At 35.9% G+C, this 16,560-nt stretch carries 15 protein-coding genes and 1 other annotated feature; of the genes, 9 read left to right on the top strand and 6 right to left on the bottom strand.

What is annotated here, in order from left to right:
• Window positions 1-289 precede the first annotated feature (289 nt).
• The 7 genes from ytxC to JNUCC74_RS11735 all read left to right on the top strand — a co-directional run bounded on the left by ytxC (window position 290) and on the right by JNUCC74_RS11735 (window position 7,014).
• Complete coding sequence (gene ytxC, locus JNUCC74_RS11765) at window positions 290-1,138, top strand: sporulation protein YtxC (protein WP_245799858.1); 849 nt, start codon at window positions 290-292, stop codon at window positions 1,136-1,138.
• Window positions 1,139-1,475: 337 nt separating this feature from the next.
• The gene (thrS, locus tag JNUCC74_RS11760) at window positions 1,476-3,425 is read left to right on the top strand and encodes a threonine--tRNA ligase (RefSeq protein WP_454065492.1); all 1,950 of its coding nucleotides are present in this window, start codon (window positions 1,476-1,478) and stop codon (window positions 3,423-3,425) included.
• A 722-nt stretch (window positions 3,426-4,147) separates the two neighbouring features.
• Window positions 4,148-4,273: a sequence feature (ribosomal protein L20 leader region), on the top strand.
• 75 nt (window positions 4,274-4,348) lie between these two features.
• Window positions 4,349-4,852, top strand: a complete 504-nt coding sequence (gene infC, locus JNUCC74_RS11755) for a translation initiation factor IF-3 (protein ID WP_454067891.1) — start codon at window positions 4,349-4,351, stop codon at window positions 4,850-4,852.
• A gap of 62 nt (window positions 4,853-4,914) precedes the next feature.
• Window positions 4,915-5,112, top strand: coding sequence for a 50S ribosomal protein L35 (rpmI, locus tag JNUCC74_RS11750; RefSeq protein ID WP_077321322.1), 198 nt, complete (start codon window positions 4,915-4,917; stop codon window positions 5,110-5,112).
• Between the two features lie 62 nt (window positions 5,113-5,174).
• On the top strand, window positions 5,175-5,531 hold the full coding sequence (gene rplT, locus JNUCC74_RS11745; RefSeq protein WP_077321321.1) for a 50S ribosomal protein L20: 357 nt from the start codon (window positions 5,175-5,177) through the stop codon (window positions 5,529-5,531).
• A gap of 178 nt (window positions 5,532-5,709) precedes the next feature.
• Window positions 5,710-5,985 (top strand): DUF1294 domain-containing protein, encoded by a 276-nt coding sequence (locus tag JNUCC74_RS11740; RefSeq protein ID WP_454065491.1) that lies wholly within the window; start codon window positions 5,710-5,712, stop codon window positions 5,983-5,985.
• A gap of 444 nt (window positions 5,986-6,429) precedes the next feature.
• On the top strand, window positions 6,430-7,014 hold the full coding sequence (locus tag JNUCC74_RS11735; protein ID WP_454065490.1) for a TVP38/TMEM64 family protein: 585 nt from the start codon (window positions 6,430-6,432) through the stop codon (window positions 7,012-7,014).
• A 1,014-nt stretch (window positions 7,015-8,028) separates the two neighbouring features.
• Here the strand turns inward: JNUCC74_RS11735 and JNUCC74_RS11730 are convergent.
• Window positions 8,029-8,409, bottom strand: a complete 381-nt coding sequence (locus JNUCC74_RS11730) for a sigma-w pathway protein ysdB (RefSeq protein ID WP_454065489.1) — start codon at window positions 8,407-8,409, stop codon at window positions 8,029-8,031.
• A gap of 219 nt (window positions 8,410-8,628) precedes the next feature.
• Between JNUCC74_RS11730 and dut the strand changes: the two genes are divergently transcribed.
• Both dut and JNUCC74_RS11720 read left to right on the top strand, forming a co-directional pair.
• Window positions 8,629-9,063 (top strand): dUTP diphosphatase, encoded by a 435-nt coding sequence (dut, locus tag JNUCC74_RS11725; RefSeq protein WP_454065488.1) that lies wholly within the window; start codon window positions 8,629-8,631, stop codon window positions 9,061-9,063.
• A gap of 464 nt (window positions 9,064-9,527) precedes the next feature.
• Window positions 9,528-10,613: a M42 family metallopeptidase gene (locus JNUCC74_RS11720; protein WP_454065487.1), complete on the top strand. Its 1,086-nt coding sequence runs from the start codon at window positions 9,528-9,530 to the stop codon at window positions 10,611-10,613.
• Window positions 10,614-11,150: 537 nt separating this feature from the next.
• On the opposite strand, the gene JNUCC74_RS11715 is transcribed toward JNUCC74_RS11720, so the two are convergent.
• The 5 genes from JNUCC74_RS11715 to JNUCC74_RS11695 all read right to left on the bottom strand — a co-directional run bounded on the left by JNUCC74_RS11715 (window position 11,151) and on the right by JNUCC74_RS11695 (window position 16,440).
• Window positions 11,151-11,750 (bottom strand): lytic transglycosylase domain-containing protein, encoded by a 600-nt coding sequence (locus JNUCC74_RS11715; RefSeq protein WP_454065486.1) that lies wholly within the window; start codon window positions 11,748-11,750, stop codon window positions 11,151-11,153.
• Between the two features lie 69 nt (window positions 11,751-11,819).
• Window positions 11,820-12,491, bottom strand: coding sequence for an ABC transporter ATP-binding protein (locus JNUCC74_RS11710; RefSeq protein ID WP_454065485.1), 672 nt, complete (start codon window positions 12,489-12,491; stop codon window positions 11,820-11,822).
• Window positions 12,484-13,602 (bottom strand): ABC transporter permease, encoded by a 1,119-nt coding sequence (locus JNUCC74_RS11705; protein ID WP_454065484.1) that lies wholly within the window; start codon window positions 13,600-13,602, stop codon window positions 12,484-12,486. The genes JNUCC74_RS11710 and JNUCC74_RS11705 overlap by 8 nt, the downstream gene beginning before the upstream one ends.
• Window positions 13,599-14,822 (bottom strand): ABC transporter permease, encoded by a 1,224-nt coding sequence (locus JNUCC74_RS11700; RefSeq protein WP_454065483.1) that lies wholly within the window; start codon window positions 14,820-14,822, stop codon window positions 13,599-13,601. Before JNUCC74_RS11700 ends, JNUCC74_RS11705 begins: the two co-directional genes overlap by 4 nt.
• Window positions 14,823-14,865: 43 nt before the next feature.
• Window positions 14,866-16,440: a hypothetical protein gene (locus JNUCC74_RS11695; RefSeq protein ID WP_454065482.1), complete on the bottom strand. Its 1,575-nt coding sequence runs from the start codon at window positions 16,438-16,440 to the stop codon at window positions 14,866-14,868.
• Window positions 16,441-16,560 lie beyond the last annotated feature (120 nt).

Raw genomic sequence — 16,560 nt, 5'->3', positions numbered from 1 at the left:
TCTAAAAAAAGACGTTTCTCGTATGGTTTTAATATCCTTTTGGTTGGTTAGATAGCATTATAGTATAAAAATAGATTACCCAAATCATACCTTTTAGTTGTAACTAGCAGATGTCAATTCTCTGACTCTATCTGCTAGTTTTTTTGAAATCACTCTAGCATTTTAAATCATGCTTTTTATAAAAAATTCTACTTTCATTGTAATTTACTAGTTTTTATGGATTACTCATTATTTTAACTCTTTGTCCATATAATGTAACAGTTTGGTTGGATGAGGGTGATGTTTATTGGTGGAATTATTTATTGAGTCAGATAAAGAAGTTATTCGGTTCTGTGAAAGGATGCGACAGCATAACAAACACATTAATTTGCACTGGAAAACTCATAAAGAATGGGGGAATCTTTTACAATTTGAAGAACATATACCTGGTCAAGTACTTACTGGAGCAATTGCTAAATCGTTGACAGATGTTTATATGACACATCGTTTAAGTAAGCTAATTACATCCGTAATTGAAGATTTTTATTACTATACGGATGCAGATGAAAAGGAGAAAATTCTTGAATTAACGAATTGGGTGATGGCAGGTAGGGATAAGAATGATCTGCTCGTTCATAAAAAAGAAGATCCCTATCAATTGCTTGAATCCTTGTTTATCGCTAACATAAAGGATACTGTCACCATTCACTATGATTCGCTAGTTAAATTTCGTTTGAAAGTGTTTAGAGACTACATTATTCATTATGTTGGACTTGCTATTGACGAATATAAACGAGAAGAAGAACATCAGGAATTTATCAATATGCTCAGGGGATATATTGCACGGCGAGAACCTTCTGTATCCGCGGTTTATCTTTTACAGGGAGATACATTTTCCTTTTTTAAAGAGAATGGTAAACCATTTTCGAATACGGAACTGCGTACTTTAATGCAAAAAGAGCCACTGTATCTTGTTGGGTTAGACGAGAGTGAATTAAATTTATCACCATTAATAGCAATGGCGCCCAAAAAGATTTATATATACGGGGATGATCCGTCTGATCCAAAAACATTAACCGTTATTAATGTTTTTCAAGAAAGAGTTATCTTTGAACCGCTCCATCAGTTTCCATTTGTTTATTTTACAAAGAAAGGGTAATTCTAAGTCTTGCTTTTTCATGGAACGAGCGCTATAATACAGATTATACTATATATATGTGAATTACAGGTTAGGAAAAGGACATGAATCATTATGAGATGTATGGCAAGAGAAGGGAGTCTTTGGCTGGAAGCTTCCACATACAATAATGATTTACCACCTTGGAGCCCTGCTATGGAAGGAAAGTATATAGCAGCGTATCATCTGCGTTAAAGATGCATGAAGCCGTATATTTTTACGGGAATTAGGGTGGAACCACGACGTTACTAACAACGCTCGTCCCTTTGCTTTTTAGCAGAGGGACGAGCGTTTTTTAATTGAAGAAGGAGTGAGAGCAGTGACTGAACAATTAACATTTATTTTTCCAGATGGTGCGGAAAAAGCATTTCCTGCAGGAACTACCGGAGAAGAGATTGCGGCTTCTATTTCTTCGGGATTGAAAAAGCAGGCATTAGCTATTAAATTGGACGACAAGCTATTTGATCTAAGAAGAGAATTAGATCATGGTGGTCGTATCGAAATTATTACTTATAAAGATGATAAAGGTATTGAAATAATGCGTCATTCGACCGCCCACCTAATGGCACAGGCAATAAAAAGGCTTTATAAAGACGTCAACTTTGGCGTAGGTCCAGTTATTGAGGAAGGATTCTATTATGATTTTGATATGGAACATTCTGTCACACCAGAGGATCTTGCTAAAATTGAAAAGGAAATGAAGCGGATTGTAGATGAAGCTCTAGAAATTGAGCGGGTCGAAGTGTCACGAGAAGAAGCCAAACAAATGTTCCAAGATGATCAACTAAAGCTAGAGTTGATTGATGCTATTCCTGAAGGTGAACAAGTCACTATTTACAAGCAGGGTGAGTTTTTTGACTTGTGTCGGGGGGTTCATGTTCCTTCAACGAATAAGATTAAAGCCTTTAAGTTGTTAAGTATTTCCGGAGCTTACTGGCGAGGGGACAGCAATAATAAACAGTTACAACGAATTTACGGGACAGCATTTCAAAAGCAAAGCGAAGTTGAAGCGTATTTAAAGATCCTCGAAGAACGAAAGGAACGAGATCATCGTAAACTTGGAAAAGAGTTAGGTATTTTTACAGTGTCACAAAAAGTGGGGCAAGGATTGCCATTATGGCTGCCTAAAGGTGCAACCATTCGTCGGATCATTGAGCGCTACATTGTTGATTTAGAAGAACGACTTGGTTACGACCATGTATATACACCGGTATTAGGTAGTGTCGAGTTGTATAAAACAAGTGGTCATTGGGATCATTATAAAGAAGATATGTTTCCTGAAATGAAAATGGATAATGAAGAACTTGTTCTTCGTCCGATGAATTGCCCACATCATATGATGATTTATAAAAATCAGTTGTATAGTTATCGTAATCTGCCTGTCCGTATTGCTGAACTGGGAATGATGCATCGTTATGAAATGTCTGGCGCACTTGCTGGCCTGCAGCGCGTACGGGCAATGACTTTAAATGATGCGCATATTTTTGCACGTCCTGATCAATTAAAGGATGAGTTTATCCGAGTTGTAGAATTGGTACAAAAGGTGTATGAAGATTTCGGTATTACGGATTATTATTTCCGACTTTCGTATCGTGATCCTGAGGATAAAGAAAAGTATGTGGATAATGATGCCATGTGGGAAAAAGCACAAGCGATGTTAAAAGAAACAATGGAAGATTTAAAGGTGGATTATGTGGAAGCTGAAGGTGAAGCAGCGTTTTACGGACCGAAGCTTGATGTACAAGTGAAAACAGCACTTGGAAAAGATGAAACATTGTCCACAGTTCAACTTGATTTCCATCTTCCAGAACGTTTTGACTTAACCTACATTGGCGAAGATGGACAACCTCATCGTCCAGTCGTTATTCACCGTGGTGTGGTTTCTACAATGGAGCGTTTTGTAGCATTCTTAATTGAAGAATATAAAGGAGCATTTCCGACTTGGCTTGCACCAGAACAAGTCAGAGTAATCCCTGTTTCGCCAAAAGCTCATCTTGATTATGCGAAACAGGTTGCAGAAAAGTTAAGGCTGGAAGGCATAAGAGTTTCGGTAGATGAACGGGATGAAAAGATCGGCTATAAAATCCGCGAAGCACAAACACAAAAAATACCTTTTGCATTAGTCCTTGGTGATCATGAAATGAACGACCAAGCAGTGAATATTCGCCGTTATGGAGAGAAGGAAACAGAAACGATTTCTCTTGATGCATTTGCTGCTATGATTAAACAGGAAATCGACAATAAAGTGTTAAATAAAGCTTCGAAATAAAACGGACATATGAAAAAAAGAATTAAATCAAAAAAACAGCTTCGTTGATCAACAAGAAGCTGTTTTTTGTATCTCGAATGTAAGGTGACGTAAGATCCCCAATTGTAAATACCAAAGAAGTCTAAGTGGGGGACAACGGCAGCTATATTTCCGATTCGTTGGACCTGTAAGACGTCGATCTCGGGAAGTGTGACACGTAGAAAAAATGGTTTCTCTTTTTCAAGGATGCCTGCGGTTTAGCCTTTGTTTTACTTTTCAATCCATGACAGATGAAAGACAACCCCAACGGATGGAAGTTTCACTTTATGGAAATCTATAGAATGTTTTGCGGTAATCAGGAATTTACAAAAAAGTAGCGAAATAGAATAGAGGGGGAGGCGGTATGCGTGGATTTAGATAGCAAGTGGAAATACGGCTGATATATACTTGTGAAATAATATGATTGTAAAGCTACTATGAAAGAGTTTCTCCTAATGAAGCTGTCCGTGCGCAAATAAACAATCCCATGTCTATTCATATGGTTTTCATGTCAGAAAAGTACTTGATGTAACCAAGTTTAGAAGATGAAGAAAGACTTTTGAATATTATATATGAGGGTGAGAGATGAATTGAAAAACTTCGCCAAATGAAGTGGCACTGTATTTCTTTTTATCTTTATTGATTCTTTTTTTGACATTATCCGATACATATGCTATTCTTATGTAGTTGATAATTAAATGATCTGAGACAAGTAGAAGCACCCGCTTCTCACCTGCTCGACGCCATCTGGTAGTTGACTGGTTCTAACGATTGAAATAGACAATTGGAGAAGTGTGGGTGCGTCCTGATGCCCACGCTTTTTTAATGATGCGAATGAAATAATAACTTGTCAAAAATGATCACGCATGGAAAAATTTTGGAGGTGGATGATAATTAGCAAAGACATGAATGTTAATGAGAAAATTCGTGCCCGGGAAGTACGATTAATTGACGCCAATGGAGATCAACTTGGCGTGAAATCTCGTCAAGAGGCTTTAGAAATTGCCCAAAAAAGAAATCTTGATCTGGTCCTTGTTGCACCAAATGCCAAGCCCCCAGTATGCCGGATAATGGATTATGGAAAATACCGGTTTGAACAACAGAAGAAAGAAAAAGAAGCACGGAAAAAACAAAAAGTTATTAATGTGAAAGAAGTGCGGTTTACCCCTGGAATTGGCGATCATGATTTTGAAACAAAATTAAAAAATGCACGGAAATTTTTACAAAAAGGTGATAAAGTAAAAGCTGCAGTCCGCTTTCGTGGACGTGCGATTACTCACAAAGAATTAGGACGAGAAGTTCTGGATCGATTTGCTGAAGAAGTAAAAGATATTGCGACCGTTGAAACAAAACCGAAAATGGAAGGCCGTAATATGTTTATGATGCTTGCACCTTTAAATGAAAAATAATGATTAACGGCAGCAACATCAGCATAATGACTTAAGCATTTGTAATAAGGAGGAAATCAATTATGCCAAAAATGAAAACTCATAAAGGCTCACAAAAACGCTTTAAAAAAACAGGTACCGGGAAATTAAAACGCGGGCATGCTTATACGAGCCACTTGTTTGCACATAAATCACAAAAACAAAAACGTAAACTGCGTAAAACTACTACAGTATCAGCTGGAGATTACAGAAGAATTAAAACAATGCTTCCTTATAAATAAGTTATCCTAAAAGCATTTGGAAGCACAGACTACTTTTTGATTTGTATTAGGAGGGAATTAATATGCCACGAGTAAAAGGTGGAACAGTAACGCGTAAACGTCGTAAACGCGTGCTTAAATTAGCAAAAGGTTATTATGGTTCAAAGAGAACGTTATTTAAAACTGCAAAGCAACAAGTTATGAAATCAGGTCAATATGCATATCGTGACCGTAAACAGAAAAAACGTGATTTTCGTAAACTGTGGATTTCTCGTATTAATGCAGCAGCTCGTTTAAACGATATGTCATATAGTAAGTTAATGCACGGTTTAAAAGTAGCGGGAATTGATATTAACCGCAAAATGCTATCTGATCTGGCTATTCATGATGAAAAGGCTTTTACACAACTTGTAACAAAAGCAAAAGAAGCATTAAAATAGAAATAATTAAAAAAGGCTAAATGCTTGCGTTGAAGCAGGACATAGCCTTTTTTCTCTTTTATCATAATTTATTGCTTGAAATAATTTGAAAAACATGAAGTCTTCTGCTAAGGAGGACTTCATAAATCGAAGTATTACAATTCTATTTTTATATCAATGGAAAGGAACCTAATAATAGATGGAAATTTGGAATAGTCTTTTACCATATTTAATTGGTGTAAATAGTATTACCTTTTTATTGATGGGAATCGATAAACAAAAAGCTAAAAAACAGCAGTATCGAATACCTGAACGGACATTTTGGCTTCTGGCAGTAGTTGGTGGGGCTCTCGGGGTTTGGCTCGGAATGAAGGTTTTTCATCATAAAACAAAGCACATCACTTTTAACATAGGAGTACCTGTATTATTAATTGTTCAAATTGGTATTATTAGTTGGTATTTTTTTGCACAGTAACCAATAAGTATAAGTAAATAAAGTTCCCAAACATGTAAGGGATATGTGAACCTCTCAAGACGAGTAGTAACAAAATAAAGTAAAAGCGAAAAGCAATAACTTGTATATGTTCGATGATTTAGGTCGACAGGACAAGGAGAGCTACGAAGCAATACACCGCACGCAGAAAAAGTGCCTTCCTTTTTCAAGGACAAGGAAAGCTTTTTGAATAAGCATCGCGGTTTTAAAGGACAGAGAAGCTTCAGCAGAAATACATCGCGGTTTTTCAAGGAGATAGCGAACTTAGCCTTTGATCTACTTTTTCCATGGATTAAAAACAAAGAATGAAGTTGCACTATCCAATTCACCTATATTCTTGTCATAAAGGCTCGTCTCCTGTCATATACATGTAATAATGCGCGTCCAATATATTCGCTGCAGAGAACTAGCATAAGGAGGCGGGTTATGGAAGTTTTCGGAAATCACATCATCACTTTTATTGAAGCCGGGGGATTGTTTGCTCCATTATTATTTATTAGTTTTCATTTAATACGACCGTTATTTTTTCTCCCTGTTATGTTTATCTGTATATCAGGTGGTATCCTATTCGGGACTATTGCTGGAACTGTTTATTCACTTATTGGCATTACATTATCTAGCATTTTTTTTTATTTTTTTGTTCATAAAATGCCAAAGTCAATGAATCGGTTTCAAAAATTGAAAGAAAGGATTATTGGCAAACAAAAATCATTAACAACATCACAAATAGCACTGCTTCGCTTAATTCCATTTATTCATTTCCATTTATTATCACTATGTTTGTTAGAAATATCTGCAGGGTTTAAAGACTATACAAAATCTTCCTTCTTTTCTAATATTCCACTAGCTTTTATTTATACTTCTATCGGACAATGGATCGCAAATTTAACTCCTTTGCACCTTAGTCTGTTCTTCTTGTTGCTTTTTCCCTGCGTGTATATGTTACGCAGGAAAGAAGTACATATTAAATGGCAGGAATTTTTCCATATACGGTCAGAAGAGAGGGTGTAAGGGTACACTACACTTTTATAATACAAAGACAAGGGGACAAGATATTATCATTCTTAAATGAACAACGGATGTCGAATTTGGCATTCGTTTAATTTTTTTTAACATAAAAAATATCTGTGATTCCGTTCAGTTAAATGTATTCAAAGCTTCTTTATTGTTTAGAAATATTCACTGTTAAGTAACATTTCTTTGAATGAAAAACGAATCTCATGGTAAAGAAGGTATATATAGCTTACATTTGTTATCTTAATTCTTATAGTGCGTGTTCAAAGAGGAGTTGAAAAGAATTGAGTTCGGTTAAAATCGTAATGTCTTAAAAAAATAGATGTGCTGCTGCCGAAGCATACTCTGTCCTTAAAAAAACATGTTGTCTCACTGTCGTAGCTTTTCCTGTCCTTGAAAAATCGCGATGCTGCAAGAAGCTTTCGATGCCTGTGGAAATACCGATACTAGCGCGCCCTGTGTATTGGCAGCGTCGCATCGAGTAGCTTGAGTGTATGCAGTATAGATACACGAGTATTAGTAAACTTCTTCGAGATACTACCCATGCAGGAAAGTTTTTTAACTTCCAAGAATAGAGAAACAAGCCAATAAAGAAAACTTGGGTGCGACAAGCGAAGCATAGAAGATAATTTAGTTGTACTTATACTTAGAACGTAAAAATTTTTAACTACGGTCAAATGAACTTCAACGCAAAAATTTTATCCGCTCTCATGTGCGAAGAAATTCGGTGTGTCATTTTTGAAGGACTTTTGAACAACCTTTTATAACAATATTAAAAATTAATACAGAACCGTTTTACTCTTAATGATACCCTGCTTATCAAAACTGCAGAAGAGGAAGCGAGTTTCATCGTTCTTGCCATGCTTTATTAAAAACATAAATGTAATTATACGATAATAGCAACTTACAACCATTGAACACTAATACTTTTTACAGTTGATCTACTGTAATTTTAAAAAAACAAAAATAGCGATATTTTGCGCTACTTTCGAGTGAAAATTTTTAAAACAGCTAACTCAATAACTTATTTATAGGGTGTTTCCATTCAATTTTTGCAAAGGGATAGCGAATTAAAATTTCCTCTTCAAGAAAATATAAGTCATCTCTTCTAAAACCACTTAATTCCAAAGGATCCTTTACTGTTACTTGTATATCAACAACTTCAAATGAATCCTCCGTTGTTCCGACATACTTTTCCCCTTCAAATAAGCATCCCTTATAAACAAACAGAACATTTTTTTTGCTATTATTTGGATCGTCTAAAAAGTAAAAATCACCTTCTGCTTTAGCGATCCTTAGCTTTCGTAGAGGATTACGATAATATTGAATCCAAGTATATACAAGTAGTGCTAAAGCAATAACAATTAGTATGCGAAACAAAATAACTATCATACTACCGTCTCCCTGCTAGTTATTCTCCAATAATACGTATATAATACGTAATAGCGTATTCGAAGGTTTCACTTTTTTTCAATCTTCATGTTACAATCATAAAAAAGAAGTAATGATAGGTCATAATTGCAAAAAGCGACAGACAGTTATGAGAGGATTAAATAGTTTTTCATACATAATGAAGCAGCACAAAAATTTACTAAAAATGGGGGATATTGAATGGAATATAACTTGAAAGTTAAATTGATACATGATGAGGCAAAATTACCATATCGTGCCAATGAAGGTGATGCTGGGATGGATTTATTTTCTATTGAAGAGAAGATTATCCACACAGGGGAAGCTGAATTAGTAAGAACAGGAATACAAATCGAATTACCCAAGGGAACAGAGGCACAGATAAGACCTAGAAGCGGTTTAGCTTTAAAGCATTCAATTACGGTGTTAAATAGCCCGGGAACCATTGATGAGGGTTACAGAGGCGAAATTAAGATCATTTTAATTAATCATGGAAAGAAGGATTTCACGGTAGAAAAACATATGAGAATTGCTCAGATGATCATAGCTCCAGTATTACCAGTTAATCTTGAACAAACGGAAGTTTTGTCCAATACTAAAAGAGATAAAGGCGGGTTTGGTTCATCTGGAAAATAATAAGTAAGTATGTTCAGATGGAAACAATTAACATCAGAATATTGCAGTAGAAAATTAAAGGGGCGTCGATTCCATATTCTTAGGATAGAGGTCACTAACTATTTTGTTTTTAATTAAAGAGATTCAAGCCAAGCATAGTAAAATCAATTGCATTATGTATAAACTATAGAGCATGTGAAAAGGTGGATTTAAACCAATAGAGTACAGTACAGCATATTGTGAAAGTAAAAGTGAATTTGCAGGGATAAGTTGGAGGATGGATATGAACCAACTATCTACCATAGACTGTGGTGAAATATAGTAGAGTTTAGAATTGAAGATGCGCAGAAACGCTCTATTTATTAATAATTGTCTTTAAGTAGGGAAACATATTTTATAAACTTGGGCGACTCAACTTACTGTTTTGAAACCTTAAAAATTAGCGGTATAATATGGAATAGAGAAAAGATAAGAGGTGACCACATTTGGAAAAGATAGATGATACGTTAAAAATGTTCAAAGAGTTAACAGATGCAAAAGGTATTCCAGGTAATGAAAAAGAGCCACGAAATGTCATGAAGAAATACATCACACCTTATGCAGACGAAGTGGTTTACGATAATTTAGGCAGTCTAATTGCAAAAAAGACCGGTATGCACGATGGACCGAAGATAATGGTAGCCGGTCATTTAGATGAAATCGGCTTTATGGTAACAAAAATTGATGAAAATGGCTTTATCTATTTTCAAACAACTGGCGGCTGGTGGAGCCAGGTGATGCTTGCACAACGTGTGACAATTATGGGAAGCAAGGGAGATGTAACAGGCGTTATTGGTTCAAAGCCACCACATATTCTATCTCCAGAAGCTCGGAAAAAACCAGTCCAGATTAAAGATATGTTTATTGATATTGGTGCTTCAAGTAAAGAAGAAGCTGAGTCATTTGGGGTAAAACCAGGAGATTCTGTCGTCCCTTATTTTGAATTTACACCCTTAAAAAATGAAAAGATGTTATTGGCAAAAGCATGGGACAACCGAATTGGGTGTGCGATCGCTATTGAAGTATTAAAACAGTTACAAGACAGTGAGCATCCAAATATTGTTTATGGAGTCGGCACAGTTCAGGAAGAAGTGGGACTTCGAGGTGCTAAAACGGCAGCTCATACGATCAAACCGGATATTGGATTTGCTGTTGATGTTGGTATCGCTGGTGATACTCCTGGAATTTCTGAACATGAAGCTGACAGCAAAATAGGAAAGGGTCCGCAAATTGTACTTTATGATGCTTCTATGGTTTCTCATAAAGGTCTGCGTGATCTAGTGGTTAAAACAGCAGAAGAAAATGAGATTCCATTCCAATATGCAACAATGGCGGGTGGCGGAACAGATTCAGGCTCCATCCACCTTACTGCAAATGGTGTTCCTTCTTTATCCATTACGATCGCAACACGCTACATTCACACACATGCTGGAATATTGCATCGTGATGATTTTGATAATGCTGTGAAATTGATTGTCGAGACAATTAAAAAAATGGACCAGGATACTGTAGATTCAATTAAATTTGACTAGTGGAGGAAATAAGAAGAGGCTTATAATTGGACATAAGCCTCTTCTTTTAAATCGATGAACTTTTGATGTGCGCTTAAGCGGTCTTCCTTCCTTGAAAAACCGAAATGCTTATGCAAGAAGCTTTCCTTGTCCTTGAAAAAGGAAGGCACTTTTTCTGCGTGCGGTGTATTGCTTCGTAGTTTTCCTTGTCTTGTCGCCCAAACGAATCGGGAATTTAGGAGTTGTTTTTCTCATAAAGAGTTCACAAAATATGAAGCAGATTTTTAAAGGCGAGAAATATAGCACCTTTCATTCAGGATAAAGAAAACGAGCCCTGCAACAGGGGGATGCTGAGCCTGAGCGGCACGCCCGTTTTTAGTCGGCCTTCTTTTAGATTCGAGCCAATGTTGACTCATCGTAGAAGCAGATCGAAATTGCATCAGCTTGATCACATATGCTAGATGATGCCACTTTTCAAAAAAGTTATCCGCCATATAGATGCGGATATAATTTCCTAGAGGATAAAAAAGAAAATGAGTGAATAAAATTTTCACTCATTTACGCTAAATAATTGGTCATTACTTTTTTAACATAATTTTGCGTTTCTCTAAACGGTGGAACACCTTGATATTTATCGACATTTCCTGGACCTGCATTATAGGCAGCTAAAGCAAGCTCCGTATTTCCGTTGTAACGACGAATCATTTGACTTAAGTAACTAACACCACCATTGATATTTTGCGCAGGGTCCAATGGATTAGAGACACCTAAGGCTCTGGCAGTTGCAGGCATCAATTGCATTAATCCTTGAGCACCAGCGCTGCTCTTAGCATATGGATTGAAGTTAGATTCTGCTTGGATGACAGAACGTATTAATTTTTCGTCGATTTGATATTTTGCTGCAGCATTACGGATTAAGGAATCAATGTTACTGTCTGATTCAGTTGCAGCTATTGAACGAACAGGTGTATATGTATGCTTTTGTGGCGTTAATGGTGAATATGCCTGTAATTCATTTGCTTTGTTTATTTGCTCTTGGAGCAACTGTCGGAATGCGAGATCGATCATTGGAGAGTGACTGGAAAATCCGCTCGAACCAGATGAAAGCACAGACATTGCTTCGTATTGCATCATTTGCTGCAAATTTCTAATCTCCATATCAGCATCCTCCTTCCTATCTTATCTCCTACTATTTTACTATATTCTCGTTTTTTCGCAATCATGTTTTTAAAAACTTGCAATCTCTTTCCCAGCCTGTTGTAACAGATCTTTATAGAATGGATCTTTGCCAATACAGAGCACACGTGTACATAATCCCTTTATTTCATCCATATCATGGGAAGTATAGATGATCATTTTTTGGTTATCTATAGCTAATTTTTGCAAGTAGAAGCTAATCTCTTTTTTAGATTTTAAATCAATTCCTACAGTCGGCTCATCTAATAGAAGAAGGTCCGGATCATGAATAAGACTGATTGCTAAATTCAACTTTCGTTTCATTCCTCCTGACAATGTTTGTACCTTGTCATTCCACCTGTCTAAATTCATATCAAGGCATAGCTGTTCCAATTGTTTTTCTGACTTCTTTTTCCAAGATAATTTCTCAAAAAACAACATATTTTCTCTTACCGTGAAGTTTTCCCAAATCGCGATATCCTGTGGGACAAAACCGATATGACGTCGTACTTGCTTCCGATTTTTTTTATAAGTCCATTCGTATAAACAAATATTTCCTATAGTCGGCGGCTGTAACGTAGCGAGCATTTGTAATAAAGTAGATTTTCCCGCACCGTTTTCTCCTACTAAGCCAATGATTTCACCTGGTTGAACGGTAAAAGAAAGGTTTGTAATAATTGGCTTTTTATGATAAGCCTTTGTAATATTATCCACTTTAAGCATATTGGTTCTCCTTTCTTCCATGCCATAAACAAATAATTAGTACGACTATGTATAGCCAAATATTGTGAAATACTCCATTTAGAAATGGTACAAGGGGATGAAGCACACTTAAAAATGGCAATCCATCTATTGGAATAATGGCTCCGCTCGTTAATGCAAGCAACAATGTAATTACGAGTGATAAGCTATAGTACGCAACAATTTGTTTCATGCTTATTGCAAGCAAAAAAGCGAATCCGTTAATCATGAGTCGGAATGAAACGATTGCAGCAATTCGTGAAAGATTAACGGATTCTCCAAAGACATAAGAAAAGATAAAAGCAGCTGCTAAATCGATAACGAACAACAAGACTGTATATACTAGAAGATTTAATAAAGCATATATTTTAAAAGAAAAACGAATAAATGCAAAACGGGTCCGCACGGAAGAACGAGTTTCCTTTACTAGCCAGTCAAATAAGAAAAAGGTTGCCAAGATGGAAAATAATGCCCATAATCCCCAATGATCCCATAATTTTAAATTCGTTTCATTGGTTTTTGCTTGGCCTTTAAATTGAAAACTAGCTTTTAATAAATCTTGCTCTGCTTCTATTTCTTTGCTTGTTGTAATAATTTCTTCTATATTCCATTGCGTATTCGTCGTCAATTGCTCTTCTAATTGTAGAATAGTATAAGCGGTTTTAGCACGACCAGTATCTTTTTGTACAAAGGAAGCAATCATTTCTGATACAGGTGTATAAGCAAAAGATAAATCCGATTGATAGCTTGTTAGTAAACGATTACGACTACCGCTGTTAACTTGTTTTTCATAGCCTTCTTTAATAATAAATACACTATCTAATTCATGTTTTTCCAATTGCTGCAATGCTTGCTCTTTATCCAATTGCTTAACACGGATAAATGGAGCTTCGTTCATTTTATCCACCAGTTCTCTAGCTGTAGTTGACTTGTCCTCTATTACAATTCCCACAGGAACTTTGCTGTCTGCTTGAATAGCTGTTACAGCATAGTTAAAACCAAGTATAACCCCTATGGGTAAGACCAGCCAAAATAGCAAAGCAGGAAATTGATGTTTCCAATGTAAGAAGCGAGTTTGGATAATAGCTTTCATTGACAGATGCGCTCCTTTCCTAGTGCCATGCTTAAAAGAAGAAAAAATCCTCCCCCGGTCATTGTAAGTAAAGGGATGTAGTCAACAAATAAGCGATCGTTTAATACTACTTCTTGGAGCCAGTACAGCGCTTCAGATGAAAAGATGTAGCTTAATAGATTCTGTACATTCAAAGGTAGATAAATCGTCGGGAAAAGCGCACCACTTAATAATAGAACCATCATCGTAAAGCCAATTTGTGTTAGTAAACGTAATCGATGAGAAGCAATAAGCACTTCAACAATTGCAATACTAAATAGAAAGCAAGTACTATATAAGATTGTAACGATAATTATCCTTATTGAATCCATCAGATGAATATCCCAATGGAATAATTCAATGACCAAGAATAAGAAAAAGTAGCTTATTATAGTAACAAAGCCAAGGGTAACCAATAACTTGGCAAGAATTTGCTGTAAAGGATGAACGCCATATAAAGTTAGACGTTGTTTTAGTCGTGGTGACAAATCTTGATATAGGAAATTATAAATGATTAACAGCCAGATCGTAAAAATGATAAACCAACTTGCTAAACTATAGTATGAAATTGGATTCGCTGTAGCTTGATTAATAATTTTCTCTTCCTGGAAAAGTTGTTTCCTGCCGATCGTATAAAAAACAAACTCCTTAAATTGTTCAAATACCAGATCATTTCGCTCTTGATCATTAATAGGAAGTTGTTTCGCATAGTTGTTAATGGTTAATACATTTGCTTGAGAAGCTCGAATATGTCTGGTTACACTTTCGATTAGTGTTTTTACCATTTGACTTTGAATCGGTTGATTGGGGTTACCAATAATCGGTAAAGTTACGGGAATTCCCTGGTAAAGATTCGCTGTAAAGCCTTCTGGAAATACGATATATGTACTGAGTTCATCTGTTTCTAACTTCTCAATTGCTACTGTTTCATCCATGGCACTTAACTGAATGTAAGTTCCAAGTTGAGAAGCCTCATCCATCATATCAACCAGAAGCTTTGTTTCCTTTGATTGATCCAAATTAACGAGACCTACTTGAATCGGAGACCGTTCGTTTGGAGTAACGAATGTTACGATAATCGTAGCTAATAAGCCAATAATGATAAAGGGAAATAGCAAAACAAGAGGAAGTGTTAGCCACTTCCTCCTGAGCTGCAATACATTATTTTTAATTAATAGTAAAGTTATTCTTGCGAAATGCATAAAGGGGGGCACTTCCATTCCATCGAATTATTTAGCTGTTTGCCTAAGATGCCAGATTGCCACTAGCTGACAGCAACTCAACTAACCAACCTTCAAACTTAGGTCCAACCTCTGTTTCAAAGTATTGCATTAACTCTTCCGCTTGCATTGCTCCTAGATCTTTTGTTTGATCATCTTTCGGGATTTTCACGCTATCCATAGTTTTTCCATCAACAGCAGCGTGTAGCGAAAATAGATGCTGGCTATCCGCAGCGGGTGCAAATGCAAAGCTGTGATCAGCATTCATTTTATCATCTTTATAAGTAGATGAACCACTCCAAATAATACTACCACTTTCGCCAGCAGGGTCTTTTAAACTGAACGTCCTTTCAAAATCTCGTTTCCCATCTTTTAATGATTCTTTACCATCATAGGAGAGGGCAAGATCTTCAATTGTTAGTTTAATAGAATCTTTAGCTTTCTCATCTTTCCAAGATAGATCTCCTGTTACATTCATTTTATCTTGGTTATTTGAATCTTCAAAACCAAAGTCAAGGTTAAATTGTTGCTTTTCCTCTTTTAGGAGATGTGTTCCCTTTATACTAAACGTAACAAGCTGATCTTTGTCAGGCCCTAGTTTTACACTAAAATCACGCTGGGCAATAACGTCATCATGTACCCAAATCGTTGATGTTAAACCATTAGGAATGTGTAGATTATCTATTCCATCCTTTGCTTCTTTTAAGAATGTATCAAATTCCTTCAGTACTTGATCGATGTCACTATCAAGTGCTGAACTACCCATTGCTTGTAGTTCTAATTGTTTGCGGATAAGATCTTTTAGCTTATCATCTGATTGTAATTTTTCGACAGTTTCCTTAAGCATTTCTTTCAGCTTTTTTTCACTTAATTTCATCGTGATTTTTTCTGTATCTAAAGATTGATCATGAACTTTAATTGTTTCGTCTTCTGATTTAAATGCCTCATCAGAAAGTTGGTCATAAATCATTTCACCATATTCTTTTTTTATATATTCGACATCTTCTTCAGAGAGTGAGCCTTCAAAAAAAGTACCAAAATCAATGTTTTCTTCACCTGTATATGTCGTCGGATCTAATTGATACAGTAGATTACCTACATTTTTTCCTTTAACGGAAAGCAATTCATCAAGAAATGGTAGGCCAAGCATGAATTGCTCTGCAGTTAAATAATATTCAACGCCATCAACTTTAATGCCGCCAATATCTGCTTGAAATCTCCCAGCCATTTGTTTATTTTTCATATCTGCTGCATGTTTTAATGAAATAGTTGAGTTGTTAATATATTGGGATAAATCCATTTCTCCCATACCAAGATCTTCTGTCGCCATATTCGATTCTGCTGACAGTTCGTAATTTGTTTCAACAGGTTTTTCCTTTGATTGCTCTAACCAATCTAGTTCAGGCTCATATCGCTTTTCTATTTGTTCAGTCATAAATTCCATCGTATTTTTTTCTGCTAAGAAATATTTCTGTTTATCTGATACATTTGCAAAAATGTATGCTGCCACACCACCACCGATTAGTAGTATTGCTGCAATGATAATACTAATTAGTGCTTTTGGCGACAGCTTTTTTTTCTGAGATTGCGTTTCTTCCATAAACATTTTCCCCTCTCTCTTTGTTACTACATACTTATTTGTATTATTTAATAAGTAAAAGGATTACATTGAAGTACCTCTTTAGTTTATAACACTTCGAAAAAATATAGTCAAATTGTG

Source organism: Cerasibacillus sp. JNUCC 74, assembly GCF_053667775.1.
The sequence above is the reverse complement of the archived record's forward strand: the minus strand, read 5'-3'. Positions and strand labels throughout refer to the sequence as shown.